Here is a 25,485-nt window from a genome sequence, read left to right on the forward strand (position 1 = left end):
CCCGATGGCGCATTCGCTCTGAAACACGTGGCGGTGAACCCGGAATACACCCATCCTCCCCTCGAGGTCGCGCCGCGCGTGGTCGAATCCCCGAAAGGCAAGGGAGGTTCGGAACGTCTTCCAAACCTCCCCCTTCATCGATCAGGATGCGTAAGTCGCCCTGTTCTAGCTCTTCCTTCGCTTCAGCGCCAGGAGTGCGCCAATCGCGACAGCCGAAGCAACCAGTATTCCCACGAGGGAGATGAGGAGCAGCGTATCACCCGTCTGCGGGGTTCCCACGGTCTTTTCCGGAGGCGTGGAATTTGACGGCGGAGGGGTAGGCTCATCGGTCGTCGGCTTCAAAGTATTCGTGACGTTGAAGCCGTCTATGCTCGTGACGTATCCCGCAACCTCATCTTCGGCAATCGTATAAACGATCTCTTTGCCCACCTTGAACTTGGGCAGCCCCTCGAACGTCCACTTCCAGCCGTCGGCGGCGGTCACCGTCTTGCTCTGCACCTCTTCGCCATCGGCCAGCAAACGCACGGTGATGCTCTCGGGGCGCAGGCCATCTTGGTCGTTTGCATCTTCCCAGGTCTTTTCGCCCGATAAATTCACGGTTTCGTAGGTGTTCGTAAGCTCGATCGTGCCGTTTTCGCCTGAGACTTCTCCCGCGGACGCACTTCCGTAGGGAAGAGGATCGTCATCGTCGAATATCTCCTTGGCCGTGTAGACAAAGAGCTTGCCGTTCTGATTCGACTTGGGGAGCTTTTTGAACGTTACACTCCAATTCCCATCGGCATCGGGCTTGACCTTGTTGTAGCCGATATACACGGGTTCATCGGAGCCGCCTTCGACGCTGCGATACAGACCGATCCTGATCTCTGCCGGGCGCTTGCCCGCCGCATCGCCGTTGTCGTTCCACGTCTTATCGACCGTGACATCGATAAGCTCGCTCGTGCCGATGTAGACATCGCCGTTCGAGCCGATTCCGCCACCACGCTCGCCCGCATGGTTGCCCGTGATGAAGACGGTGGCGAGCTCTTTCGCAAGCGCGGCATCTGCATCCGTGATGCCGTTTTTGAGGTTCAGCTCCCCACTGTAGAGCTTTCCGGACAGGCTACTCAGAGGAACCTCGGTGCCGTCATCGTACGTCCAGTGATAGGGGGTGCCGCCAAGCATGGACTCCGAGATTTCATAATCGGGCTGAGCCGAGGCTCCGTGCCACACCATACTTGCGTTGACATGGAGCCCATTTCCGCTCGGAGCGCTATTGCCGTAGAATGCGGCACCGTTCTTGACTCGGATTTCCGTATTCGAGGTGGGGCAGGCAGCGTAGCCGCCTCCGTTCTCTCCGGCATCGTTGCCCGTGACGAGGGCGTTGGTAAGATAGAGCTCTCCCGAATGGTAGCCTTCCCAATCATGTCCGCCGTTGACATATATGCCGCCGCCACCGAAGGAATCGCTTTCGGCCGTGTTGTTGGTGAAATGTCCGGCGCTCACGTAAGCCCTTGAATAGCCTTCCCCTGTTCCTCCTTGGACAAAAAGACCGCCACCGGAATCGTTGGCAACATTCCCCTCAAAGGTTCCGCCGGTCATGGTGAGGACGGAATATTCATCGCCAGACACCCTCGAAACCCCGAGGGAAAGCCCTCCCCCGTTACCTTCCGAGGTGTTGTTCGAAATCGTTCCTCCGGAAATATTGACCGAAGACTGATACCAGGTGGCGATGCCACCGCCCGATGGGTCCTCAGAATCCAGCTTCACCGCATGGTTGTCGGTGATCGAGCCGGATTCGACATTGACCGTACCATCCAGTGCGTAGATTCCACCGCCCCATACTGCGGTATTTCCCCGTATCGTTCCTCCCCTGACGTTAACGGTCCCCTTCTCTTCCACTCGCACGGCACCGCCCGAATAAGGGTAGTCGTTTTGTGTGAGCTTGTTGTTCTGCAGCACCGAACCTTCCCCGAGGGTGAGCGTCCCGCCGCTGACCTTGACGAGGGAGCTCTTCCCGGCATCGGCGCCGTTCTTGTTCCCATCGATGACGATGTTCTTCAATGTCAGGTTCCCGCCGCCGGAAACCTTCACCAGGTTGTCATTGAATTCAGCATCCCTGAAGACGGCCACCTTCTCGGGGTCTTTGAATTCCCACGTCGCTTCGGAGCTGACTTCCACCGTATCGATGACGGAGATGATCACGTTCTTCCCCTGTGCGGAAAGCGCCTCGGCAAGCTCTTTCGCCTTTTCGAACGTCTTGACGGCGTTGGCCTTCGTCGTGCCATCCTTCGAATCATCGCCGCCTACGCCGTTTAGATATACAAACGTCCCCGGGTCTTTATGGACGACGAGATCGCCGGTCCCGCCGGATTCGGAGGCCGGCTTGAATTCGACCTTGACAAAGGGGTTGGTAACTCCGTACAAGGCAACCTTATTCGCAAGATCGGCCGTGGCCCCATGGGCGATAACGATATCGTCCATCTCTTTTCCAAGGTCGTTGAGGTCGTCCTCGGATTCCGCAAGGTCGAACATCAGGGTTGCTTCACCCCCGGTGTATTCAAAGCTCTCCCCGAAATTGACCGGCATCGTTTTGCCGTCGTTCAGTTCCTCGTAACTCGAGAGGTAGAGTCTGTCATGAGATCCTTCGATGATCGTGTTCCCATTGTGGAGCAGGTAATCCTCAAGATTGATCTTATCTCCTACTGTCAGAGAGCAGTCGGTATCGGAGTTGCATATCCAACCTTTTAGAGAAACTTTGTCATCAGCGGAGTTGATAATGGAAAGCTTCCCCCCTGCTCCGGCGAGATAGAACGACCAACCATCTTCTGAGGTAGCATCCCTTCTGTTAAGATCGATGGTCAGCGCCTTGGTAATCTTAATCCGGAACTCTTTGGGTACTTCAATCGCTTTGACATCGCCAACTTCATCGGTGTTGATGATCTTGATGGTGTCGCCGTCTTTCGCGGCATCAACAGCTTCTGCGAGCTTCTTGTACTTCACCCCGTCGATTTCCGCTTCAAAAACGGGAGCCGTGGGTTTGACCGTTCCCTTGGAATCAACGCCGTACCCGCTGAAATCCATGGAGGGGTCCGTGGGGTCTTTCATGGTCGTGACATCGACGTCGCTGCAATCTTCGCCTAGATCGGTTCGGCCGCCCGCAGTGTTCGTGTTGTTGTAAACGGCGCTGTTATCGAGAGTGAGATTATACGTATCCACGCCAGCAACGCCATATTCATGCGTGCACGTATTATCTTTAACGACTGTCTTTATGAGAGCGACCCGATCGTCCTCCCAATTTCTGGCAGATACGACAGCTCCTTCAGCAACCTCGTTGCCCGTGAAAACGCAGTCGGTGTAAGTTCCCTCTACATCGGCGATTCCCTGGGCCTTATTGCCCTTGAACGTGCATTCGGAGAACGTCTTGCTCCCGACGCCGCCGAAAGCCAGGAGGCGGTTCGTGCCCTCGGGCGTGTTGCCATCGAAATGGCAGTTGGTGAAGGCGATGTTGTTTTTGGCTCCGCCCCAAATGACATGAGACTGGGTCCCGCTGACCGTCACGTTTGTGAAACGCAAGTCTTTACCCAGATCAGAGTAAGCTTCCATGGTTATCGCGTATCCCGGGCCCGTGCATCCCGAGATCGTGACATCCTCAAGATTGACGCCGCCCTCGGCATCGATCGCACTGGCGCTCGAACCGTATTTCGCTTCTCCGCCGACGATGGTTCCGTTTTTGATTGTAAGTATCTTATTGTCCCGAAGGACGATGGTCGCTTGATCCTCTCCGTCCGTGGATGTAGAGAGGGTATGCCCGCCCAAGTCAAGGGTGATGGACTTGCCGACCGTCACCGATTCGGTCCTGTCGGCAAGCAGGGTAACGGTATCGCCATCGACCGCTGCGTCGATAGCCTCTTGCAGAGAGGGGTAGTTCGTTCCCCCTACCGAAGCCACTGCGCCGGGGTCGCCACCGGCAGGTGCACGCAGCGGCACAGGGGCGGCGAAAAGTACGCCATCCGCCGAAACGCTGGAATCAGAATCGGCTGGTTCGGAGCTCGTCTCGGAAGAAACCGCACTCGAAGAGGTCGCGCTTGACGACGCGGCAGCATCGCCCGCACCCGAAACATCCGGCGAACCCGCTGCAACCGGGGCAGCGGAGCCGCTTGTCTCGGACACCTCATCAGCCAGGACGACACCCCCCCGAGGCGAGGAGGCCAACCGTTAGCATCAGGCTCATGATCAGTGGTACGAATATTCTGCGTTTTGTCATGTTCCCCTACCTTCATCCCGTTGGATGGAGCTGTTAAGTTGTCAAATCGGCAACGAAACCGAACTCGTTCTTGATTCTTGGATTCTACCACGATTTCCGTGCTGTAAGGGAGTCCTATCGTAAATCGTTGCGCCTATCCAGCGCTGTGGGCGGCAGTCGGCTCGTGCCCGACGAGCTCGACAAGTCGCAGGGATTCCGAGAAATGGGCGAACGCGGGCATGACGGGCGGGCGAGGGCGCTTCCTACGCGGAAAACGCGCTTGCCGCGGGGATTTCCCGCCTCATCAGCCAGGCAAGAGCGTGAACCTATTCTAAGATGCGGTAGAATCGCCCGAAATTATCGTAGAGGATGGCCTGGGTCTGCTCGGGAGGAAAACCGAATTCCATCAGGCGGTCGAACTCGACGCGCGGGTTCCACATGGGAAAATCCGTGCCCCACATGATGCGGTCCGCATCCAATTCCCCGATGAGCTCCCGCACCTCGGGGACGGTTGCCCACTCCAGCATGCTGCTCGTGTCGAACACGATGTTCGCGCCTCCCTGAGCGTATTCCGCCAGCACCAAAGGCCGGCGCTCCCATATGCGGCAGCACCCGAAATGGGCCGCATGCACCCGCAGGTCGGGAACCGCATCCAGCACGCGGGCCAAGCGCTCGGGCGCACTGTAGTCGTACCGTTCGTCGCCCACGTGGAAGAGCATGACCAGGCCGGCTTCCGCCGCGCGGCGGTACAGCGGCATCATCTTCGAATCGTCCAGGTTGAACCGCTGAATGTCCGGGTGCAGCTTGATGCCCGCGAGCCCCAGCTCCTGCACCTGCGCGACCAGGGCGCCGAAGTCCTCCACATCCTGATGCGCGGTGCCCAGCCCGATGAACTCCGCATGGGCGGCGCATTCCTCGGCGATGAAACGGTTGATGCTTTCCACCTGGGGAACCGTCGTCGCCACGGAGAACACGAGGAAGCGATCGACCCCCATCCCCGCGCCCTCGATGCGGATCAGCCCTTCCGCCGTCGCATCTTCGGAATACATCTCCCAGTCGTAGAAACTTCCCGTCGCGCGGGATGCCTTCGCCGCGATCTTCTCTTTGTATATGTGCGCGTGGGCATCCGCCACACGGTAGGTGACACCACCTGTTGAAATGGCCATGAGCGCTCCTTTCGTTGAGAGCCCGTCCACTTTACCACTGTCGCACCGGTAAGTAGTATCATCCGGATATGCTTAACCGGCGCATCGAACAAACCGATTGGAAGAGCTCAGCCATTGGGCTGTGCGTCATCATGCTGTCCGTCATCTTGTTCCTCGTCGCCCTCTATATCCTCATCGTTCTTGTGAAGCTGCTGATCGGATAGCGTATGTGGCAGCGCTTCTCGTTCTACGACTTCCGCGTTATCGGCCATTACCTGGGGGTGCTCCTCTTTTTCACGGGTTTGATGATGCTCATCCCGCTTTCGGTCGCGCTCGCGCTGGGCGAATACGAACCGGCGCAGCGCTATCTGATGTCGATGGGCATCGGCATATGCGTGGGGTCGCTGCTGCGCATGCTGCGCATCGCCCCCGGCAAGCTCAGCCGCCAGCAGGCGGTGGCGGTTACCAGCTTCGCCTGGTTGGTGGTGGGGTTCATGGCAGCTGTGCCGCTCGCCCTATCCTCGCATTACGCATCCGTGCTCGACGCGGTGTTCGACGCGGTGTCGCTCGTCACCACCACAGGGGTCTCGATCGCCTCCAACCCCGACCACATCTCCTACGCCGACAACATGTGGCGCTTCAGCCTCAGCTATGCCGGCGGTTTGGGACTCATCGTCGTCGCCATGTCGTTCGGCCTGTTCGGACCCAGTTCCGGCCACCCCTCGCTCTACGAGAGCGAGGGCCGCAGCGAGCATGTGCTGCCCAACGTGGTGCAGACCGCGCAATTCATACTGAAATTCTCATCCAGCATCGTGGGCTTGGCAGCCATCGTGCTCGCCATCGTACTGGCCCTGCATGGCGTCGACCCGCTGCGATCGGCGTTCCACGGGCTTTGGCTGGCAATCACCAGCTTCATGACCACGGGCCTGACGCCGCAAAGCCTGGGCGTGGCGTACTACCACAGCGTCGGCATCGAGTTCGTGCTGATGATCCTCATGGTGCTGGGAAGCATCAACTTCGGTCTGCAGAGCGAGGTGCTGCGCGGCCGTGTCAAGGCGTTCATGCGCGATATCGAAGTGCATGCGGGCGTAGCCTGGGTAGCGGGCACGCTGATCGTGTTCATCTGCGCGCTGGCAGGATCGGAGCTGATGAACAACCTTCCCGCGATGATGCGCACAGGGCTGTTCACCCTCATAGCCGCTTCCACCACCTGCGGCCTTTCGGTGGTCAGCAGCAACCAGCTGACCACGGTGTTCCCCTCGGGGGCTCTTCTGGTGCTCGCCCTCGCCATGGCGGTCGGCGGCTCTTCGGGATCGACCGCCGGCGGCATCAAGCTGCGTCGTATAGCGATCATCGGGAAATCGGCATTCGAAACCATGAAGAGCACCGCGTCCCCCGAAAGCGCGCGCATCGTCACGAACTACTACCATATCGGTCGGCATCGTCTCGATGGGCCCGAGGTCAAGGAGGCCATGACGGTCTTCATCATGTTCGTGGCCGTCTACATCATCGGCGCGCTGGCCGGTATCGCCATGGGCTACGATGCGGTTGCCGCGGTCTCGGAAAGCGTCGCGATGGCAAGCAACGGCGGCATCTCCTCGGGAATCGCCGATTCGAGCGCCCCAGTACTGCTGAAGATCATCTACATCGCCGAGATGTGGGCCGGACGTCTCGAGTTCGTCACGTTCCTCGCCGTCTTCATCAAGATCTTCGCTTCGGTGCGGCCGCGCAGAACGTGGATCAAGAGGGAGGATTAGCCCCGTGGAACGCAGAGCCCTCCGTTCGTTGCCCGCCTTCCTCGCCATCGTTTGCGCGCTGGCCATCGCCCCGGTTCCCGCGGCCTTCGCCGACGAGACCTCGAGCGAGAACGTTATCAACACCCAGCAGATGCCGGACAGCTCGTTCCTCTACGACACGAGCATCTACGACCTGGCCAACGCCGACACCAGCTACGATGATGCCATCGTGCAGGTGACAGGCGAGGTGGTCGGCGATGCCATCAGCGATTCGACCGTCGCTGGCAAGACGTGGATCACGCTTTCCAGCTTGGACGCGAACCGCGAGGGCTCCATCGCCGTGCTCATCGACGACGATGACCTGGACCTCATCGACACCTACGGAAAATACGGCGCCACGGGCACGACGCTCACCGTCAAGGGCACATTCCATCTCGCCTGCGGCGTGCATGAAGGAGCGACCGACATCCATGCCGACGAGGTGAAGGCGACCGCGGCAGGCAAGGCGACGCCCGATGTGTTCGATATCCACGATTTCATCCCGGGCATCGTGCTGGTCTTCGTCGGGGCATTGCTCACGCTGCTGTACCATTGGATGCGCGAGAGGCAGCGCTAGATGCGGGTTCGTGCGCGGGTCGTGCAACTTGATCGCGGGTTTCCCCTGGTCAAAACGGAGAATGAGGACGAATTCCGCTGCAAGCACGCCATATCCCTGGTGAAAGGACGCGACGTGCGCGCGGTAGTGGGGGACCGGGTGCTGGTGTCCGTGGACGAATCCGCCGATATCGCGCAGATCGTGGAAATTCTCCCCCGGACACGCTCCCTCGTGCGCAAGGACCCTGCCGAGCGCCAGCTACCGCAGACACTGGCGGCGAATTTCGACACGGTCATCATCGCGCACCCCTTGGCTGAGCTCAACGTACGGCGCCTGGAGCGAGAGTTGGTACTGGCGCACGAAACCGGCGCGCAGGTGGTGGTTGCGCTGACCAAGGCGGATCTCGCCGAGGATGGGCAGACGGAGCGCGCGCTGGAGCACGTGCGACACATCGTCGCAGACGGCGTGCGCGTGCTGGGCATAAGCAATCAGGATCCCCGCAGCGTCGAGGAGCTGCGCTCCTGCATTCCCGTCGGATCGGTCGCCGTGCTCATCGGGCGCTCCGGTGTGGGAAAATCGAGCCTGGTCAATCTGCTCTCCGGCGAGGAGGTTCAGGTGACCACCCCCGTCCGCGAGGACGGGAAGGGGCGTCACACCACCGTGAACCGGTGCATGGTCGCCGTACAGGGCGGTGGCTACATCGTGGATATGCCGGGTGTGCGCGGGTTGGGCCTTTGGGATGCCGACGACGGCCTCGCGGCAGCCTTCCCCGATATCGAAAGGCTCGCCCGGGAATGCCGCTTCCGAGACTGCACGCATACCGACGAGCCGGGCTGCGCCGTGAAGGCGGCCGTCGAGGCGGGCACCGTCCGCATCGAGCGCCTCGATTCCTACGTGCATCTGCACACCGAGAACGAGGAGCAGAGGCGCAAGCGGGAGGAAGCCCAACGACTGGCAACCCGAGGGCATAAGCCCGATCGGCACCGCACGCGCTAGCCAGCCGCTCGCGCCTCCCAGCCACCGCCACCTTTTCTCGACCCACCGCTACTCCCGTTGGGGTACCGGTTTCAGCGATCGATACACTCACCGCGGTAAATTGCATGCAACCTTATCGCGGTTGCATGGGACGGCTTCCAATCGCCGGGCGGGAGCGTAGTATGCAACCTGTCCCTGACGCGGCAGGTTCGAACCCCCTCCTTTCCACGGCCTGCCGCACTCTTTTCCTTGGCGAAAGGGCCGGCGGGAACCACGCTGCAGATGGCTCCCGCCGGCCCTTTTCGGCCCTCTCACCGCCCCGTTTCGACCCTTTCGCCGCCCTGCTTCGCCGCCCGTGGCCGGGGACGCCCACCCATGCTCCCATGCTCCAATACAGACTCCCTGGCCATAGATCACGATAGGAGTGTCTTTCCTCACTGCATGAACCGATGTAAAAACCTTTGCCTTCCGAGACATCTACCGCACCTTCAGCAAGGGGGTGAGCGGTCCGTTGGCGAGCACGGCGACCCGATGGGTCGCACGCGACAGCGCCGTATACAAGCGTCGGCGGTGGAGGTCGTCGTCGGGATAGCGATCCGCCGTCGCATCGGGGATGACGACCATGTCGAACTCGAGCCCCTTGGCAAGCCGCAAATCCATCAGCACCACGCCGCTGCCGGGCAGGGAGTCCGTATCCCTCATCACATGCACGGAGGGGCACGCGGACGGGAGCCACTTCGCCAGGCTGTGGGCACTTGCGCCATCTTGGGCGACGATCGCCGTCAGCCCATCGCGTCGCACGGCGTCCTCGGCTAGGGAAACGAGCGCAGCCTTCCACTGGTCGGCATCTCCATACGAGACGATGCGAGGCACTTCCCCCTCGTGCTGAACGCTCGTCACCTGCACGCGCTTGTCCTCCGGCATCAAGCTCGTGAACAAAGCCGTCACCTCCGGGGAGGATCGGTAGCTGGTCAGCAGGCTGCACTCGTCAACGTTGCCGCGCGCTTCCCCGAAAATGGCGCGGATCTGCGCGAATGAAGCCGTGCCCGGGCGAATCGCCTGGTTCTCATCGCCCAGCAACAGGAAATTCGCGTTGCCGAAGAACCGGGCCAACGCCATCAGCTGCGCTTCGGTGTAATCCTGCACCTCGTCGATCATCACGTAGCGGGCATCGCGGTTGCCCGTGCCGGCAAAGAGCCCGCGCAGGTATATGAGCTCGGGTGCGCTCATGGTGTCGGCGCCGTTCATGCGCATGCCGATACGGTCGAACCGGAGCCATTCAAGGTTCTCCACCGCTTCGTGCCCGCGGTCGAAATACGTTGCCTGCACGTATTGCCGCGCCAGCTCCAAGACCTCCTCGTCGGTCGATGGGGCGACAGCGCTGCCGAAGACGGAGACCTGCGAATCGATATCGAGGGAGAGCATGGCGTCCTGCACATGCTCGTCGGTTGCCATCTGCGCAAGCCGTCGATCGAGCCGCTCATGCAGGTCCTCCACCACCAGCGCGGCGAAACGGGGTCCCAATGGCACATGGGCATATTTCGCGACGGCGCCCTGCACCTGCGAAACCTTCAGAAGGCACGCACCGTCGATGACGATCTCGCGAAAATCGCGCTGCTCCAGCCGCAGCGAGCCCATACCCTCGCGCAGCGCGTGCAGCGCACGCGCGGACACCCCGAAGCCGAGCCCGCGATCCGCCAGCCCAAGCTGCTCAACGAAGCTCGCCCACGTCAGGATGTGCGGATTGCGCTCGCCCATGTTGGGCAGCACGTCATCGATATAGCGCCCGAACACCGCATTGGGCGTGAGCAGGTACACCTGGTCGGGGCGCAAATCCTCGCGACGCTGGTAGAACAGGTATGCGATGCGCTGCAAGAGGACCGATGTCTTCCCGCTGCCGGCGATGCCGTCCACCAGCAGCACGGGCACGTCCTCGTGCCGCACGACCTCGTTCTGCTCCTTCTGGATGGTGGCGGTGATCGCCTTCAGCTTTTCGCTGTGGCGAGAGCCGAGCGCGGCGAGCAGCAACGGGTCCTCGATCGCCACGGTGGTATCGAAGCACGCCTTGAGCTTGTCGCGCGCGATGTCGAATTGCCGGCGCACCAGCAAGTCGCACTCGATCGTGCGCCCGTTCGCCTTGTAGCTGGTCTTCCCGTTGCTCTGGTTGTAGTACACCTCGGCGACGGGACTGCGCCAGTCCACGATGAAATGGCGGTGCGTCTCGTCCACCATGCCGGCGGCACCCAGATACACATCGCGCGGCGGGCGGCTCCCCTTGAACTTCAGCGTAACCTTGGCGAAGTACGGCTGCCGCAGCAGGAGGTTCGCTTTGTTCAGGCGGTCTTCGACCACCGTCGCCACGCGGGAATACTCCTCGATTTGGCGGTTCATTGCCTCGAGTTCCACCAAGGTCTCGCTCGCCGCGCTGTCCATCGTATCAAGCGTCTGGTCCTGGTGGAAATCCTCAAGCTGCTGCGCCGCCTCGGCGCTCGTTGCCGCAAGCTTCGCCGACGCATCCGCGGCGATAGCCTCCAGCTTCGCATATGCGACGGTTAGCTGCTGCTGCTCTTCCTCGAAAACTTGATCCATGCTGCCTCGCCCTTCACCTTGAAATGCGGCAAAGTATTCTAGCAGCATTCGCCCTGACCCCTCAACTTGTGGGCAGGTCCGCTACTCCTTGCTCGCCTCGAGCAGCTTCTGCTTCAGCTGTCCCTCGATCGCCGAAAGCTCCGCCTCGGCGGCAAGGCGCTTCTCGCGTCCCTCGCGCTGCACCTGCATGACCTCATCGAGCGTGCCGATCAGCTGCTCGTTGGTATGGCGCAGCGTCTCGATGTCGACGATACCGCGCTCGCTTTCCTTGGCGGCCTCCACGGTTGCCACCTTCAGCGAGTCGGCATTCTTCTTCAAAAGCTCGTTCGTCATGTCCGTCACCTGACGCTGGGCGGTCGCCGCGCGCGTGGCGTGCTCGACTCCGAGCGCGATGACCATCTGGTTCTTCCACAAAGGGATGGTGTTCACGACGGTGGTTTGGATCTTCTCGGCCATCACCGCGTCGCTCGCCTGCACCATGCGGATCTGCGGGGCGGTCTGCAAGGCGACCTGGCGCGTCAGCTCCAGGTCGTACACGCGCTTTTCGAAACGGTCGCACCGCGCGGCCAAATCGCGCGCGGCCTGCGCATCCTCCGGCTTGCCGCTCTCCTCGGCCTTCTTCCTGACGGCGGGAAGGTCGGTGGCGCGCACCTGCTCGAGCTTCTCCTTGCCCGCGATCACGTACATCGTCAGCTCCTTGAAGTACTGCTGGTTCAAGTCGTACATGCGGTCGAGCAGGTCGATATCCTTCAAAAGCTGCACCTGGTGGTTTTCCAACTGGTTGCTGATGGCGTTGACGTTGGTCTCCACCGAGCTGTAACGCGCCTTCAGGCTCTCAGCCTTATTCTTTCCGCGTTTGAACAGACCGAGCAGGCCGCCCTGCTCCTCTTCCCCGGGGTCGAGGTTGCCCAATTGCACCACCAGGGTTGAGAGCTCCTCGCCCACCTCGCTCAAATCTTTCGTGCGGACGTTGTCGAGCGCCTTCTGGCTGAAGTCCGCCACCTTGCGCTGGGCCCCCACGCCGTAGGAGAGCACGGCGGACGAATCGGCGATGTCGATCTTCTGGACGAAGTTCTTCACCTGCTGCTTCTCCTCGGCGGAAAGGATGGAATCGTCGATGGCCGAAGGCGCCGCGGGAACCGCAGGCTGCTCCGTCTTCGCCAGAGCGTCGTCGATCGTGGGCGCCTGAGGCGTTTCGCTGCCGAATTCGAGATTGATTTCATCTGCCATGGGGTGGATCCTTTCAGTCGGTCAGTCCGTCCTGGGTGAGCATGGTGCGCATCGCGCTGGCATCGCTTGCCACGTCGAGTTGCTGGTCGAGATAGATATCGTTCAGAAGGTTGTCCGTCGCGGAAGCGACCAGTTCAAGCATGTCGTCGACCTCGGCACGGGTGCGCTCTGCAGCCTCGCCCGTGGCGTTCGCCGCATCCAGCTCGGCGTATGCATCGGCGAGTTTCGCGGTTGTGGGCAGGTAATAGGAGATGTAGCGCCTGAAACGCCCGCTATCTTCGGGATGCGCCTGCACGTACTCGGATACGCGCGCAACCTTCCCCGTCAACGTCGCCATCTTGTCCCGCGTGGCCTGGTGGGTGATCTTCCCCGATGCGGCGAGCATACGCTGGGCGAAGTCCTCGCAGGCGGCGACGATCGACCGGGCGGATTCCGGCAACGAAGCCGTATTCCGATGGGCGACCTCGTCCGCACGGACCCCCTGCTCGTAACGTTCGAATTCACGGTATGCGCCGTCGGTGAGGAACAGCGTCTCCATACCGTTCACCGATGCTACGCGCCCCTGGGGGATGAAACCGTTCCGGATGGCCTTCTGCACCCGATCGCGCATCTTCGCTGCAGGGAATCCCATGCGTGAAGCCAGATCGTCGAGCGGAACCACCACTTGCGTGGAAACCATGGTGCGGATCCTCTCCGTGTCGGAGACAAGGCCGTGCAGGCCCGCCCCCTTCGCGATGAGCGCTACCGCGCCAGCCGCGCTGCCGACGCCGATCACGCCCATGGCAACGGCGAACGCGGGGACGACCAGGCCCAGCACCGCAGCGCCGAGCACGCCCCCGCACGCGATGGTCCCCAATACGATGCCGCCGGCGATCATCCCCGTCCCCTGCATGCGGCTGCCTGAGGGCACGACGATGTTGCGGGACGGCTCGGGTTTCCGCACGATCGCGTCGACCCGGGTGGTGATGGCGTCCACCGCGCTCGAGAGCTTCGCGGCGGCAGCGTCGAAGTCGAAATTCGAGATGGCCCGGTTCGCGGCATCGGCCGCCCCGCGCACAACAGTCGCACCTGCGGCGACCATCTGGTCGAACTGTTCCTGCTGCGTGTTCTGAGGCATCGTGTGCGAGCCCTTCTGCTTCGACTGGTGGACCGGAACGGAGAGTACATGTGGGATAGTACCATGAAGGCGAGCTCTCCATGCCCGCCGTTTAGCGGACGTAGGGTATGCCGGCCACCAGGTTCCAGCCCATGCGCACCCCCAGCCCCTCTGTCGCTCCCTCGATGGGGCGGTTCGTGCGCATCTACCCGAGTGCCTGGTCGATATCGGCGATGATATCCCGCGCTGCCTCGATGCCGCACGAGAAGCGCACCATATCGGCACCGATGCCCGCCGCTTCGAGCTCGTCATCGGTCATCTGCCGGTGCGTGCTGCTTGCCGGATGGAGCACGCAGGTGCGCGAATCCGCCACATGGGTTTCGATCTGCGCCATCTTCAAGCGGGCCATGAATGCCTCCGCCGCCGCTCGGCCGCCGGCGACGCCGAAGCTGATGACGCCGGCCGACCCGTCCGGCAGGTACTTCCGTGCCAATTCGTGGTAAGCATCGCCGGGAAGGCCGGGGTAGCGCACCCAAGCGACCCGCTGGTCGGCGGCGAGGAACTCGGCCACGGCCTGCGCGTTAGCGCAATGCTGGCGCATCCTCAAAGCCAAGCTCTCCAACCCGATGTTCAGATAATAGGCGTTCTGCGGTGCCTGGATGCTGCCGAAGTCGCGCATGAGCTGGGAGGTCGCCTTGGTGATGAAGGCGCCTTCCTTGCCGAAGCGCTCCGCATACACGATGCCGTGATAGCTTTCATCGGGTGCGCAGAGCCCCGGGAATTTGTCCGCATGGGCCATCCAGTCGAATTTCCCAGAATCCACAATGGCGCCGCCGGTGGCGCTCGCGTGGCCGTCCATGTACTTAGTGGTGGAATGCACCACGATGTCGGCGCCCCATTCGAAAGGGCGGCACATCACGGGCGTGGGGAAGGTGTTGTCGACGATCAGCGGCACACCGTGCTCGTGGGAGATGCGGGCGAACCGTTCGAGGTCGAGGATGGAAAGCGCGGGATTCGCGATCGTTTCCCCGAAGACGCATTTTGTGTTCGGCTTGAATGCCGCCGCCAATTCCCCGTCGGATGCTGTGGGCGGCACGAAGGTGACCTCGATGCCCATACGCGCCATGGTGTGCGCGAACAGATTGAACGACCCCCCGTAGATGGCAGATGAGGAGATGAGATGGTCGCCGGCGCCGCACAGGTTGAACACCGAGAAGAAGACGGCAGCCATTCCCGATGACGTCAACATCGCCGCGGTGCCGCCCTCCAGCTCGGCGATGCGTGCCGCCACGAAATCGTTCGTGGGATTCTGCAGGCGTGTGTAGAAATACCCGGGTTCCTCCAGGTCGAACAGGCGCCCCATACGCTCGCTGGTTGCATAGCGCCAGGTCGTGCTTTGGTACACTGGAATCTGACGGGGATCGCCGTCGCCGGGATGCCAGCCGCCCTGCACGCATACGGTCTCGATATCGCTCATGGAACTTCCCTTCATCTTGGATATGCCGACCCATTATAGGAGTCCTGTTCCGCGTCTTGCGGAGTAGGGAGGGTTTCGCTCTTCGAATTTCCGATAACCAGTTAACGTTGCGCCGCCGGCCCCTCCGCACCGAGCGTTTTGCTCTATCATGGGCACCTACCCGACCATACCCGAAAGGCGACGCGATGCCCATCAGGATCCCCGACAGCCTGCCCGCGACCAGCACCTTGGAAGGCGAGAACATCTTCGTGATGACGGAGTACCGCGCCATGCACCAGGACATCCGCCCGCTGCGCGTGCTTCTGCTGAACCTGATGCCCACCAAGGTCGCCACCGAGACCCAGATACTGAGGAAGCTGTCGAACACGCCGCTGCAGGTGAACGTGGGCCTGCTGCACACCGCCACGCACATCTCGAAAAACACCTCCGCAGAGCACCTCTCGTCGTTCTATGTGAACCTGGACGACGTCCGCGACCAGCGATTCGATGGCTTGATCATCACCGGGGCGCCCGTCGAGCACATCGAGTTCGAAGACCTCGATTACTGGCCTGAGCTCGTTGACATCATGGAATGGAGCCGTACGCACGTGTTCAGCACGTTCTACATCTGCTGGGGAGCCGAAGCCGGCATGTACCATCACTATGGCATCCCCAAACGCCCTCTCCATCAGAAGATGTCGGGCGTGTTCAAGCATAGGCTGGTGAAACCGACGTCTCCACTGGTGCGCGGGTTCGCCGACGAGTTCTGGGCGCCTCATTCCCACCACTATATGGTGAGCAGGAACGACGTGCTCGCCCAGCCGGAACTCGAGATCATCGCGGAAAGCGGCGAAGCAGGGCTCTATCTGGTGAAAAGCACCGACAGCAGGGACTTCTTCGTGTTCGGCCATTCCGAGTACGACACCGACACGCTGGCGAACGAGTACAGGCGCGATACGGCGAAGGGGCTGGATCCGGCGGTCCCGCTGCATTACTTTCCCGGCGACGACCCCGCCAACGAACCGGAAAACACATGGCGCGCCGAGGGCCAGCTGCTGTACACGAATTGGCTCAACTACTACGTGTACCAGGCGACGCCGTACGACATCGACGCACTCGACGGTTTAGCGGTGTAGCGACCCCCACCTGGACACAAGACAAAGGTGCCGTGTCGGATGACAAAAGTCTACGGTACCTTTGTCATGCGGACGCTCATGTCGACGGGCTTCGCCGAATACAGGCAGGTGGTGGCTATTCCGTCGACGCCGGCCGCCGCATACGACTCGCAATTCGCCATGTTCACCCCGCCTGCGGCGATGAGCGTCAGATGGGGATCGATCGCGCGGAGCTGGGGCACCAGCACCGCCATCCGCTCTGCGGGGACCTTATCGAACTGGATACCGTCGACACCCACCTGCGCAAGCAAGAACGCTTGGTCGGCGGTTGCCTCCACGAACACCTTCTTCTCGATGCAGCGACGCCTGATCGCGGGCAGCTGCTCCAGCAGCGCATCGAACCCGCCCATGAACTTGATATGGTTGTCGAAGATGAGGATGGTTTCGGAAAGCCCCATCCTATGCGGCCAGGCTCCACCCGTCATCACGGCCTTCGTCAGAAGGTCCTTCGCCCCCGGAAACACCTTGCGCGTGACGAGCACCTCGCAGCGGGGGTTCACCGCATGCACCTTGCCCACGAATTGGGCGGCTTTGGTGGCGACCGCCGATACGCTGTCGCATAGGTTCAGGCACACCTTCCAGGCCGCGTGCAGATCGGCGGCATCGCCCTCGACGCGCAAGAACGATTCGCCGGCGGCAAGCCGCGTCCCGCTGGGCCTGCACGCGTCAACCTCCAACCCCAGCTTCCGCGCCGCGCGCGCAGCCTCCTCCACGCCGCACAGCACGCACCCCTCGCGCGTGAAGTACTCCATACTGCCGACGGTGCCGGCGATGCCCAGCGCCTCGGTCGTCAAATCGATGGAGGGAACGTCCTCCGCTATGAATTGCTCGATGCGAGCGTCGCTGAACCTCATTGCATCCAATCCTCCCCTACCCCGTTCCGGCCTTGCCGTTCGGGGATCATCGTATTCCCAAGAACTGCTTCACCTCGGGGTCGTATTCTGCATCGAACAGCTCCGCGGCGGGCACAACCGCCCATAGCCTGCCGCCGAGCACGATCGCCACACGGTCCGCAAGCGCCTGCGCCTCGTTGAAATCATGGGTCACGAGCATGATCGTGCAACCGATATCCTCATGCGCCCGCTCCACCATGCCGTACATGCGGAGCTTCGTCGCCGGGTCGAGGGCTGAAAACGGCTCGTCCATCAGAAGCAAGCGGGGCCGGAGGACCAGCGCTCGCGCAAGGGCGACCCTCTGGGCCTCGCCCCCGCTTATCGTCGATACATCGCGGTTCGCCAAATCGGCCACATCGAACCGTTCGAGCATCTCGATTGCGCGCTCATGGGCCTCCCGTTTCGCAACGCGGTGGAGGCGCAGCCCGTACATGGCATTCTGCACCACCGTCATATGGGGAAACAAGGCACTCCCCTGGTATACGAATCCGATGCCGCGTTCGTGGACGGGCACGGACGCGATATCTACGCCGTCGATGCGGACCTCCCCCTCGTCGATCCCGTACCCGCCGGCAATCGACTCCAAAAGCACGCTTTTCCCGCTGCCCGTATGGCCTACAACCGCCACGACCTCGTCCGGCGCGACGGAGAGGGTTACGTCGACCAGATTGAAATCACCGCATCGGACCGTGACGCGATCGAGCTCGACCCGCGCGCCCATCATGCATCCTCACCCTTCACGGCGCTTCTTCCTCCGATGCGGCGCCCGGAGGCGCGGGTTCGCCTGCTGAGCACGTTCGCGGCAGCCATGGCCGCCGCGGACAGCAGGAGCATGATCATGGCGGTTGCCATGGCCGTCTCATTGTTGCTTGTGGAGATGTTCAAATACACGCTCCCCGGCAGGGTTTCGGTCTTCATCCGCGTGACTCCGACCAACATCAGCGTCGCGCCGAATTCGCCCACACCGCGTGCCCACGTGAGAACGAACGTGCTGATGAGCGCGTTGCGGCACAGGGGGACGATGATGGTGCGGAACACCTGGAAGGGATTGGCCCCCAGCGTTTCCGCCACGAACTCCACCCGATGCCCCACGTCCCCGAATGCGGTGCGGACCATGCGGATGGCGAAGGGGAGATTGACGATGAGCTGGGCGAACACGATGCCCGCCGGTTCGAACACGACGGCGAACCCCGCCTCCTTCAAAGCTTTCCCGAACGGCGAGCTGAATATGATCAGCAGGGCGAAGCCGAGGAGGATATAGGGCAGGGAGAGCGTCAGCTCCATCATCACCTCTGCCAGGCGCACGCCGGGCAACCGCACATGGGTGATCGCATAGGCAGTGGGCATGGCGAGCGCAAGGCAGATGGCGGTGGAGATAATCGAGGTGACCACGCTCATACGCAGGCTGAAAAGCACCTCGTTGGAGAAAAGCGCTTCCGTCAGATGCTGGAACCCCGTGACCACGATAGCCGTGATGGCGCTGCCGACGAACAGCAGCACCACCAAGGTTATCGCAATCGTTCCGAAGGTGAAGGCGTCGAGGTGCGTATGGCGGAGTTTGGTCAACCGAGGTTACACGAGCTCGTAGCCGTAACCGATCCAGATATCCCGGGCGGTTCCGGTTTGCAGGAAATCGCTGAACGCGGATGCGGCATCCTCGTTCGAGCTGCAGGTGAGGGCAGCTGCGGGGATGGTCTTGGTCGCCTTCTGCATCTCGGGCACGTCGATGACCTCGACGCTGTCGCCCGCGTTCTCCTTCCACACGATGCCCGCCTGGCCTTCACCCTTCGACAGCGCCGTGGAAATCTGCGGGGCGGTCGTGGTGGTGGTCAGCTTGCCATCGGCCATCATGGAATCCCATATGCCCGCCTCGGTCATGGCCTTCTTCGCGATCTTTCCGATGGGGGTCGATTCGGGATCGCCCACCAAAACCGTGGAGCAGTTCGCCAGATCGGAAATGGAGCCGACACCGGCCGGGTTGCCCGTGGGCACGACCAGGACGGGGATATGCTTCACCAAATCGGTGCTGGAAGCCACGTAATCCTTGACCGGCTCAAGCTCCTGCGCGCTGCCCGCGATGAAGAAGTCCCCCTCTTGAGTCTGTTTGATCTGGGTTTGAATCTGGGCCGCATTGGCATAGGTGACCTCGACCTTGCAGCCGGTCTCGTTTTCGAATGCATTCGTAATATCGGTGAAAGGCTTGGTCATACCCGCGCCGCAGTAGATCTTAAGCGTCTTGCCCTCCAAGCTGGCGGCGCCCGCCGAGGATGGGGCCGCGTCACCGGACGCGCTATCGGACGAGGCGGTCCCGCCTGAGCACCCCGCGACGAGCAGGCATGCGCACGCGGCAACACATGCCAAGACGATCATCTTCCAGAACCTACGTTTCATTGCCCCTCCAAGCATCGATCGACTTGCTTCGAGGATTATAGGTATTTGGGAATTATTCTTCAAATACTATAAATTAGATATGATTTGGGTTCCCCGTTCCCATGATGTCCGCCGGAAAATCGGTAGGCCGGTCTTCCGGCGGCGCGGCTGCATCGTCGCCTCCCCAGGCCGCGATACGGCCTATGCGGGATCGACGCAGTTGAGGATCATGTTCGCCTCATCCTCGGTGAGGCTGTAATCGTAGAACGTCTTGTAGAAAGCCTGCGTCTTAGCCACCATGTCGACATCCTCGAACTTGTCGGGGTTCAGCTTCTTCGCAGCCCACAGGACCTGCAGGGCCTCTTCGCCCGAATAGCGGTCCCAGGGGAACACGCCGCGGGGATTCGCGTACACGGCTCCGTTCTTCACGGCGGCGATACCGCTCCAGGCAGGATCCGCCACAAGCTCGTTCACGCCCTTCTCGTTCGCCGAGCCGATGATGATCACATCGGGATTGGCGGCGACGATCTCCTCCATCGACACCTCGATCATGTTCCCCGACTTCTGGATGGCGTTCACGCCGCCAGCCATCTTGATCCACTCGTCCACGATGCAGTCGGTACCGTCGATCTTCAGGAAGTTGGTGCCGTTGACGATATGCAGCACCTTCACCTTGTCGGCATCGGAAACTGAGGACATCTTATGGGCCACGAACTCGATGTTCTCATCAAGCAGGGATTCCCAGGATTTCGCAAGATCCGGCGCATTATCACCCAGAACCTGAGCCGTCAGCTGGACGTTCTTCCTCAGGTTCTCATAGTTCTGGAACATCACGTTCACCGCGACAAGGCCGTTGTCGCGCGCCGTCTTCACCATATCCTTGTTCGAGGCGAAACAGACATCGGGATCGAGGCTGAGAATCTCCTCGATATTCAGATTGTTGTCGGAATCAACGTTGGCCGGAACATCCTTCAGACCTGGGAAGACGACGTTCGCCCAAGCCATCTTTTTGAATGATGCCGTCGTGGAAACCAGTTTGCTCGCCGCGCCCAGCATGATGACAATCTGGTTGTGCGCGTGCCAGAAATCAGCCACGGTCTCAACCTTGGTCGGAACCTCGACGGTGTCGCCGGCGAGGTCCGTGATGGTTTGCGTGGCGGACGCCGATGAACTGGATGCTGAGGATTTTACGGATTCCCCGGATGCACAGCCGAACAATCCGCCAACCCCCAGAGCCACGATGCCGGCGACTCCCAGTTTCGCGAACTGACGGCGGCTGAATCGGGTCTTCACTTCCATGATGTCTCCTTTATCGAGATTTCCGTTTAACGGCCATGAAGATTGTAGAATTTCCCGGTTCGATTATCATCATATAAAGAATAATCTCAAATAAGAATAATAATCGCGGCAAGGGATGCGTATGGGAGAAATTCGGGATAAGGCTGAGAAGAAAGACGACGGCCGCTCCACGGAAGCGGGCCTGAGGCAAGATTCCGATGCATTGCGGGGTCTGGAGAGCAAATCCCTCGGCATCATCATGGCGGGCCTCGCCGTCGTCGTCATCGCGCTGGTCCTTTTCGCCTTATCCGCCGGACGGTACCAAGTCCCCCTCGATATCACCGCCCAAATCCTCCTATCGCCCATTACGGGCCAAGCGGGGGATTGGACATCCAACGAGTACAACGTCGTCGTGTTTGTCCGGCTCCCTCGCGTGATCGCCGCTGTCCTCATCGGGATCGCATTGGCTCTTTCCGGGGCATCTTATCAGGGGGTGTTCCAGAATCTGCTCGTTTCCCCAGACATCTTGGGCGTATCGTACGGAGCCTGCGTGGGTGCCGCGCTCTCCATACTGCTCTCCCTTGGCTCATGGCAAACCCAGATCTTCGCGTTCCTCGGAGGTCTGCTGACCGTGCTCATCACCGTTTCGATACCGCGCCTTATGCATCGACGCAGCAACATTATCATGGTGCTTGCCGGCGTGATCGTCGGCGGCTTCATGTCGTCGGTGCTCGGCCTGCTCAAATACGTAGCCGACCCGGAAACCCAGTTGCCCGATATCGTCTATTGGCAGCTGGGATCGGTTGCGAAAGCAGATTACGGCACGCTCTCGTACACCGCGCCCGTCATCGTCGTGGCGGCGGCGGTCATCATTTGCATGCGCTGGAGGCTGAACATCATCTCGCTTGGCGAGCAGGAAGCGCAGACCCTGGGAATCAACCTGCGCAAGGAACGCGGGGTCATCATCGTCGCGTCCACACTCCTCACCGCCAGCGCCGTCAGCATATCCGGCACCATCGGCTGGGTGGGGTTGATCATCCCCCACATCACGCGCCGCATCGTCGGGGCGGACAACAAGCGCCTGATTCCCTGCTGCACACTGGTCGCCGCCGCCTTCATGCTGATCATCGACACCATCGCCCGCGCCACCTCCGGATTCGAAATCCCGTTAAGCATTCTTACAGGATTCGTCGGAGCCCCCATCTTCTGCTACATCCTCATCAAACAGCGGAACCAGGAGTAAGCCATGGCGCATCTTCTCGAAGTCGACCGCCTCTCGTACGAATACCACCGCGGGTTCCCCATATTCACCGACGTATCCTTCGATCTGGAACAGGGCGAGGTGCTCACATTGCTCGGGCCGAACGGCGCCGGGAAATCCACATTGCTCAACTGCATCGCGAACCTGACCACACCGACGGATGGCTCGGTGCGACTGGAAGGGAGGAACCTCACCGAATTCGAGCCGCGCACGTTCGCGCAGCATGTCGCCTACGTTCCGCAGCAAATAAGCGTGACCTACGGATACTCGGTGCGCGAATACCTGGTCATGGGCGCAGCGCCGCATCTGGGGATGTTCAGCACCCCGACGGCGCGCGACTACGAGCAGGTGGAGAAGGCGATCGAGGCCCTAGGGCTGCAGCCCCTCGCCAACCGAACGGTCTCCAACCTGTCCGGAGGCGAGCGCCAGCGCGTTGCGATCGCGCGGGCGATTGTGCAAAACCCCGAGCTGATCCTCTTCGATGAGCCCACCAGCGCGCTCGACTATGGCAACCAGATCCGCGTATTGCGCACCATCAAGCAGCTCGCACGCGAGGGGTACGCCATCATCATGACCACCCATAATCCGGATCACCCCATCCTGCTCGGGGGGAAGGTGGCGATGCTCGACCGGAGGGGATCGCTGGACGTAGGGGATTCGAAGCTGACACTCAGCGGGGAAACGCTCTCGAAGCTGTACGGAATCGACCTGCATCTCGCCTATGTGGAGGAAGTCAATCGATTCGCCTGCGTTTCCGGGAATCTGGAGGAGGATGGGGAACCGCTCGACGGGATCATCAAACGGTAGGAGGGAGGAGGGCTGTCCCCAAACCCATGGGCGTGCTAACGGATTCCGGCGGAAGATCGACCCGCCCGTCCTAACCGGAAGGCTGGCAGAGTTGGTAGAAGGCGACGGCGCTTGCGGCGGCAACGTTCAGGCTGTCGACGTCGTGGGCCATCGGGATGCGCACGGTGTAATCGCATTGCGCGATCGTACGCGGGGCGAGCCCATCCCCTTCGGTGCCCAAGACGATGGCGAGCCGCGGCTCTGAGTTCAACCGCTCATCTTTGATCGGCACCGAATCGTCGGAAAGCGCCATGGCAGCCGTTTTGAATCCGCAGGCACGCAGCCGCCGCAGCCCCGCATCGGGCCAATCATGCACCGAATCCCCGATGCGCGTCCACGGTACTTGGAACACCGTCCCCATGGAAACGCGCACCGCGCGGCGATAGAGGGGGTCGCAGCAGGTGGGCGTCACCAACACCGCATCGACGCCCAACGCGGCGGCGCTGCGGAACGCGGCGCCCACGTTCGTGTGGTCGACGATGCCCTCCAGTACCGCCACGCGGCGCGCACCATCGAGCAGTTCCTCCACCGGAGGGAGCTGCGGACGCCTCATGGCGCAGAGCACCCCGCGCGTCAGCTCGAAACCGGTCAGGCCCGCAAGCACGCCGCTCTCGCCCGTGTACACCGGAACGGGAGCGCCCCCCTCGCCCGTGCAACCCTCGACCAGCGGTCGCGCGGTTCCAAGCCATCTACGCTCCATCAAAAACGAGAGGGGCTGCATCCCCGCGTTCAGGGCCCGCCGTATCACCTTAGGCGATTCCGCGATGAAGATGCCCTGCTCGGGTTCGAGCCTGTTGCGCAGTTGGGCTTCAGTCAGCTTGGCGAACGCGGCAACCTTCGGGTCGCTCAGCGAACAGATCTCGACTACCTCCACAATCGCCCCTTTCATGCAGAAGGCTCCCGCGCGCAGCGCACGGGAGCCTCTCCGAGTTGGCTATGAGCCGCTGAGCTTACATCATACCGCCCATGCCGCCGCCCATCTGAGCCGCAGCGGCCGCTGCGGCCGCCGGATCGGGATCCTTGGGGATCTCGTTCACGGTGCAGTCGGTGATCAGGATCAACGTGGCAACGGAAGCGGCGCTCTGCAGCGCGGTGCGCACCACCTTCACCGGATCGTTGACGCCCATCTTGATCATGTCGCCGTATTCGCCGGTAGCGCTGTTCAGGCCGACACCCGCCTCGGAGTGCTTGACCTTCTCCACCACGACGGAACCCTCGAAACCGGCGTTCTTCGCGATTTCGCGCATGGGAGCGACAATCGCCTTGCGGACGATGTCGACGCCGATCTCCTCGTCCTTGGTGTCGCAGGACAGGGCATCGAGCGCGGGCAGGGCGTCCACCAGGGCGACGCCGCCGCCGGCGACGATGCCCTCTTCGACCGCGGCGCGGGTGGCCTGCAGCGCGTCTTCGATGCGGCTCTTCTTCTCCTTCAGCTCGCTTTCGGTGGCAGCGCCGACACGCAGGACGGCAACGCCGCCGGTCAGCTTGCTCAGGCGCTCCTGCAGCTTCTCGCGATCGAAATCGCTGTCGGTGCGCTCGATCTCGGCCTTGATCTGCTCCTTGCGCTCGTCGATGCGGGCCTTGTCGCCCGCTCCGTCGACGATGAGCGTGTTGTCCTTGTCAACCTTCACGCTCTTGGCACGGCCGAGCATGTCGAAGGAGGCATCGGCGAGCGTCATGCCGAAGTCCTTGTCGATGACCTGCGCGCCCGTGACGATGGCGATGTCCTCGAGGATGCGCTTGCGGCGGTCTCCGAAGCCGGGGGCCTTGATGGCGACGACGTTCAGGGTGCCGCGCAGCTTGTTCAACAGCAGGGTGGCCAGGGCCTCGCCCTCCACGTCCTCGGCGATGATGAGCAGCGGGCGGCCGGACTTCATGACAGCCTCGAGCAGCCCCACCATATCCTGGACGTTGCTGATCTTCTGGTCGGTGAGGAGGATGAGCGCGTCCTGCAGGTTGGCCTCCATCTTCTCCATGTCGGTGGCCATGTAGGGGCTGATGTAGCCGCGCGACCATTGCATGCCCTCGACATGCTCCAGCTCCAGGCCGAAGGTCTGGCTCTCCTCGACGCTGATGGCACCGTCTTTGCCCACCAGCTCCATCGCCTCGGCGATCTTCTCGCCGATGGCGCTGTCGCCCGCGGAGATGGTGCCCACGTTGGCGATCTGCTCCTTGGAATCGATCTCGATGCCCTGGGCCTTCACGGATTCGACCACCGCGTCGACGCCCTTCTGGACGCCGCGGCGGATGCCCAGCGCGTCGGAACCGGCGATGACGTTGCGCAGGCCCTCGGCAACGATGGCGTCGGCAAGCAGGGTGGCGGTGGTGGTGCCGTCGCCGGCGGCGTCGTTGGTCTTCACGGCGGCCTCGCGGATCAGCTGGGCTCCCATGTTCTCGACGGGGTTCTCCAGCTCGATCTCCTTGGCGACCGTCACGCCGTCGTTGGTGACCATCGGCGCGCCGTAGCTCTTCTCCAGCGCCACGTAGCGGCCCTTGGGGCCGAGGGTGACCTTGACGGCATTCGCCAGTTTATTGACACCGGAGGCGAGCTGGCTGCGTGCTTCGGCATCGAACTTGATTTCTTTAGCCATTACTTCAATTCCTTTCGAAACGGTTCA

Annotated in this window: 20 protein-coding genes; 7 read left to right on the forward strand and 13 right to left on the reverse strand. The window is 61.7% G+C overall.

The genetic code is table 11. The annotated features are described in order from the left end of the window. Window positions 1-165: 165 nt before the first annotated feature. Window positions 166-3,927, reverse strand: a complete 3,762-nt coding sequence (locus tag NOV21_RS01610; protein ID WP_283169896.1) for a Cna B-type domain-containing protein — start codon at window positions 3,925-3,927, stop codon at window positions 166-168. Window positions 3,928-4,548: 621 nt separating this feature from the next. Next, complete coding sequence (locus NOV21_RS01615; RefSeq protein WP_283169897.1) at window positions 4,549-5,388, reverse strand: amidohydrolase family protein; 840 nt, start codon at window positions 5,386-5,388, stop codon at window positions 4,549-4,551. Between the two features lie 68 nt (window positions 5,389-5,456). Between NOV21_RS01615 and NOV21_RS01620 the strand changes: the two genes are divergently transcribed. Genes NOV21_RS01620 through rsgA form a run of 4 tightly spaced genes read left to right on the forward strand, consistent with a single transcriptional unit; the run spans window position 5,457 to window position 8,694 of the window. Beyond that, the gene (locus NOV21_RS01620) at window positions 5,457-5,591 is read left to right on the forward strand and encodes a hypothetical protein (protein WP_283169898.1); all 135 of its coding nucleotides are present in this window, start codon (window positions 5,457-5,459) and stop codon (window positions 5,589-5,591) included. A gap of 3 nt (window positions 5,592-5,594) precedes the next feature. Then, entirely contained in the window at window positions 5,595-7,124 is a 1,530-nt protein-coding gene (locus NOV21_RS01625; protein ID WP_283169899.1) for a TrkH family potassium uptake protein, read from the forward strand. 4 nt (window positions 7,125-7,128) lie between these two features. Beyond that, on the forward strand, window positions 7,129-7,719 hold the full coding sequence (locus tag NOV21_RS01630) for a hydrolase (RefSeq protein WP_283169900.1): 591 nt from the start codon (window positions 7,129-7,131) through the stop codon (window positions 7,717-7,719). Then, window positions 7,720-8,694 carry a ribosome small subunit-dependent GTPase A gene (gene rsgA, locus NOV21_RS01635; RefSeq protein WP_283169901.1) on the forward strand — a complete coding sequence of 325 codons (975 nt, stop codon included), beginning with the start codon at window positions 7,720-7,722 and terminating at the stop codon, window positions 8,692-8,694. A gap of 456 nt (window positions 8,695-9,150) precedes the next feature. Here the strand turns inward: rsgA and NOV21_RS01640 are convergent, their stop codons facing one another. The 4 genes from NOV21_RS01640 to NOV21_RS01655 all read right to left on the reverse strand — a co-directional run bounded on the left by NOV21_RS01640 (window position 9,151) and on the right by NOV21_RS01655 (window position 15,065). After that, a complete protein-coding gene (locus NOV21_RS01640; RefSeq protein WP_283169902.1) occupies window positions 9,151-11,262 on the reverse strand; it encodes a HelD family protein in 2,112 nt (703 codons plus the stop codon). An 81-nt stretch (window positions 11,263-11,343) separates the two neighbouring features. Next, entirely contained in the window at window positions 11,344-12,492 is a 1,149-nt protein-coding gene (locus NOV21_RS01645) for a toxic anion resistance protein (protein WP_283169903.1), read from the reverse strand. Window positions 12,493-12,505: 13 nt separating this feature from the next. Further along, on the reverse strand, window positions 12,506-13,609 hold the full coding sequence (locus tag NOV21_RS01650; RefSeq protein ID WP_283169904.1) for a 5-bromo-4-chloroindolyl phosphate hydrolysis family protein: 1,104 nt from the start codon (window positions 13,607-13,609) through the stop codon (window positions 12,506-12,508). A 184-nt stretch (window positions 13,610-13,793) separates the two neighbouring features. Beyond that, a complete protein-coding gene (locus tag NOV21_RS01655; RefSeq protein ID WP_283169905.1) occupies window positions 13,794-15,065 on the reverse strand; it encodes an O-acetylhomoserine aminocarboxypropyltransferase/cysteine synthase family protein in 1,272 nt (423 codons plus the stop codon). A gap of 185 nt (window positions 15,066-15,250) precedes the next feature. On the opposite strand from NOV21_RS01655, the gene metA reads away from it, so the two are divergent. Beyond that, on the forward strand, window positions 15,251-16,180 hold the full coding sequence (gene metA / locus NOV21_RS01660) for a homoserine O-acetyltransferase MetA (protein WP_283169906.1): 930 nt from the start codon (window positions 15,251-15,253) through the stop codon (window positions 16,178-16,180). A gap of 50 nt (window positions 16,181-16,230) precedes the next feature. Here the strand turns inward: metA and modD are convergent, their stop codons facing one another. From modD to NOV21_RS01685, 5 genes are all read right to left on the reverse strand, one after another. Next, window positions 16,231-17,073 carry a ModD protein gene (modD, locus tag NOV21_RS01665; RefSeq protein ID WP_283169907.1) on the reverse strand — a complete coding sequence of 281 codons (843 nt, stop codon included), beginning with the start codon at window positions 17,071-17,073 and terminating at the stop codon, window positions 16,231-16,233. Between the two features lie 46 nt (window positions 17,074-17,119). After that, complete coding sequence (locus NOV21_RS01670; RefSeq protein ID WP_283169908.1) at window positions 17,120-17,836, reverse strand: ABC transporter ATP-binding protein; 717 nt, start codon at window positions 17,834-17,836, stop codon at window positions 17,120-17,122. Continuing rightward, window positions 17,833-18,678 carry an ABC transporter permease gene (locus NOV21_RS01675; protein WP_283169909.1) on the reverse strand — a complete coding sequence of 282 codons (846 nt, stop codon included), beginning with the start codon at window positions 18,676-18,678 and terminating at the stop codon, window positions 17,833-17,835. The genes NOV21_RS01670 and NOV21_RS01675 overlap by 4 nt, the downstream gene beginning before the upstream one ends. A gap of 6 nt (window positions 18,679-18,684) precedes the next feature. After that, window positions 18,685-19,503: a molybdate ABC transporter substrate-binding protein gene (modA, locus tag NOV21_RS01680; protein WP_283169910.1), complete on the reverse strand. Its 819-nt coding sequence runs from the start codon at window positions 19,501-19,503 to the stop codon at window positions 18,685-18,687. A 180-nt stretch (window positions 19,504-19,683) separates the two neighbouring features. Further along, entirely contained in the window at window positions 19,684-20,781 is a 1,098-nt protein-coding gene (locus tag NOV21_RS01685; protein ID WP_283169911.1) for an ABC transporter substrate-binding protein, read from the reverse strand. Between the two features lie 121 nt (window positions 20,782-20,902). Between NOV21_RS01685 and NOV21_RS01690 the strand changes: the two genes are divergently transcribed. After that, complete coding sequence (locus tag NOV21_RS01690; protein WP_283169912.1) at window positions 20,903-22,003, forward strand: FecCD family ABC transporter permease; 1,101 nt, start codon at window positions 20,903-20,905, stop codon at window positions 22,001-22,003. Window positions 22,004-22,006: 3 nt separating this feature from the next. Beyond that, window positions 22,007-22,828: an ABC transporter ATP-binding protein gene (locus NOV21_RS01695; RefSeq protein WP_283169913.1), complete on the forward strand. Its 822-nt coding sequence runs from the start codon at window positions 22,007-22,009 to the stop codon at window positions 22,826-22,828. A gap of 70 nt (window positions 22,829-22,898) precedes the next feature. Here NOV21_RS01695 and NOV21_RS01700 read toward each other — a convergent pair whose 3' ends face one another. Continuing rightward, complete coding sequence (locus NOV21_RS01700; RefSeq protein ID WP_283169914.1) at window positions 22,899-23,741, reverse strand: TrmH family RNA methyltransferase; 843 nt, start codon at window positions 23,739-23,741, stop codon at window positions 22,899-22,901. Between the two features lie 76 nt (window positions 23,742-23,817). Then, the gene (gene groL, locus NOV21_RS01705; RefSeq protein WP_283169915.1) at window positions 23,818-25,458 is read right to left on the reverse strand and encodes a chaperonin GroEL; all 1,641 of its coding nucleotides are present in this window, start codon (window positions 25,456-25,458) and stop codon (window positions 23,818-23,820) included. Window positions 25,459-25,485 lie beyond the last annotated feature (27 nt).

The sequence above is a fragment of the Curtanaerobium respiraculi genome (genome assembly GCF_024609215.1).
Classification (GTDB): Bacteria; Actinomycetota; Coriobacteriia; order Coriobacteriales; family Eggerthellaceae; genus Curtanaerobium; species Curtanaerobium respiraculi.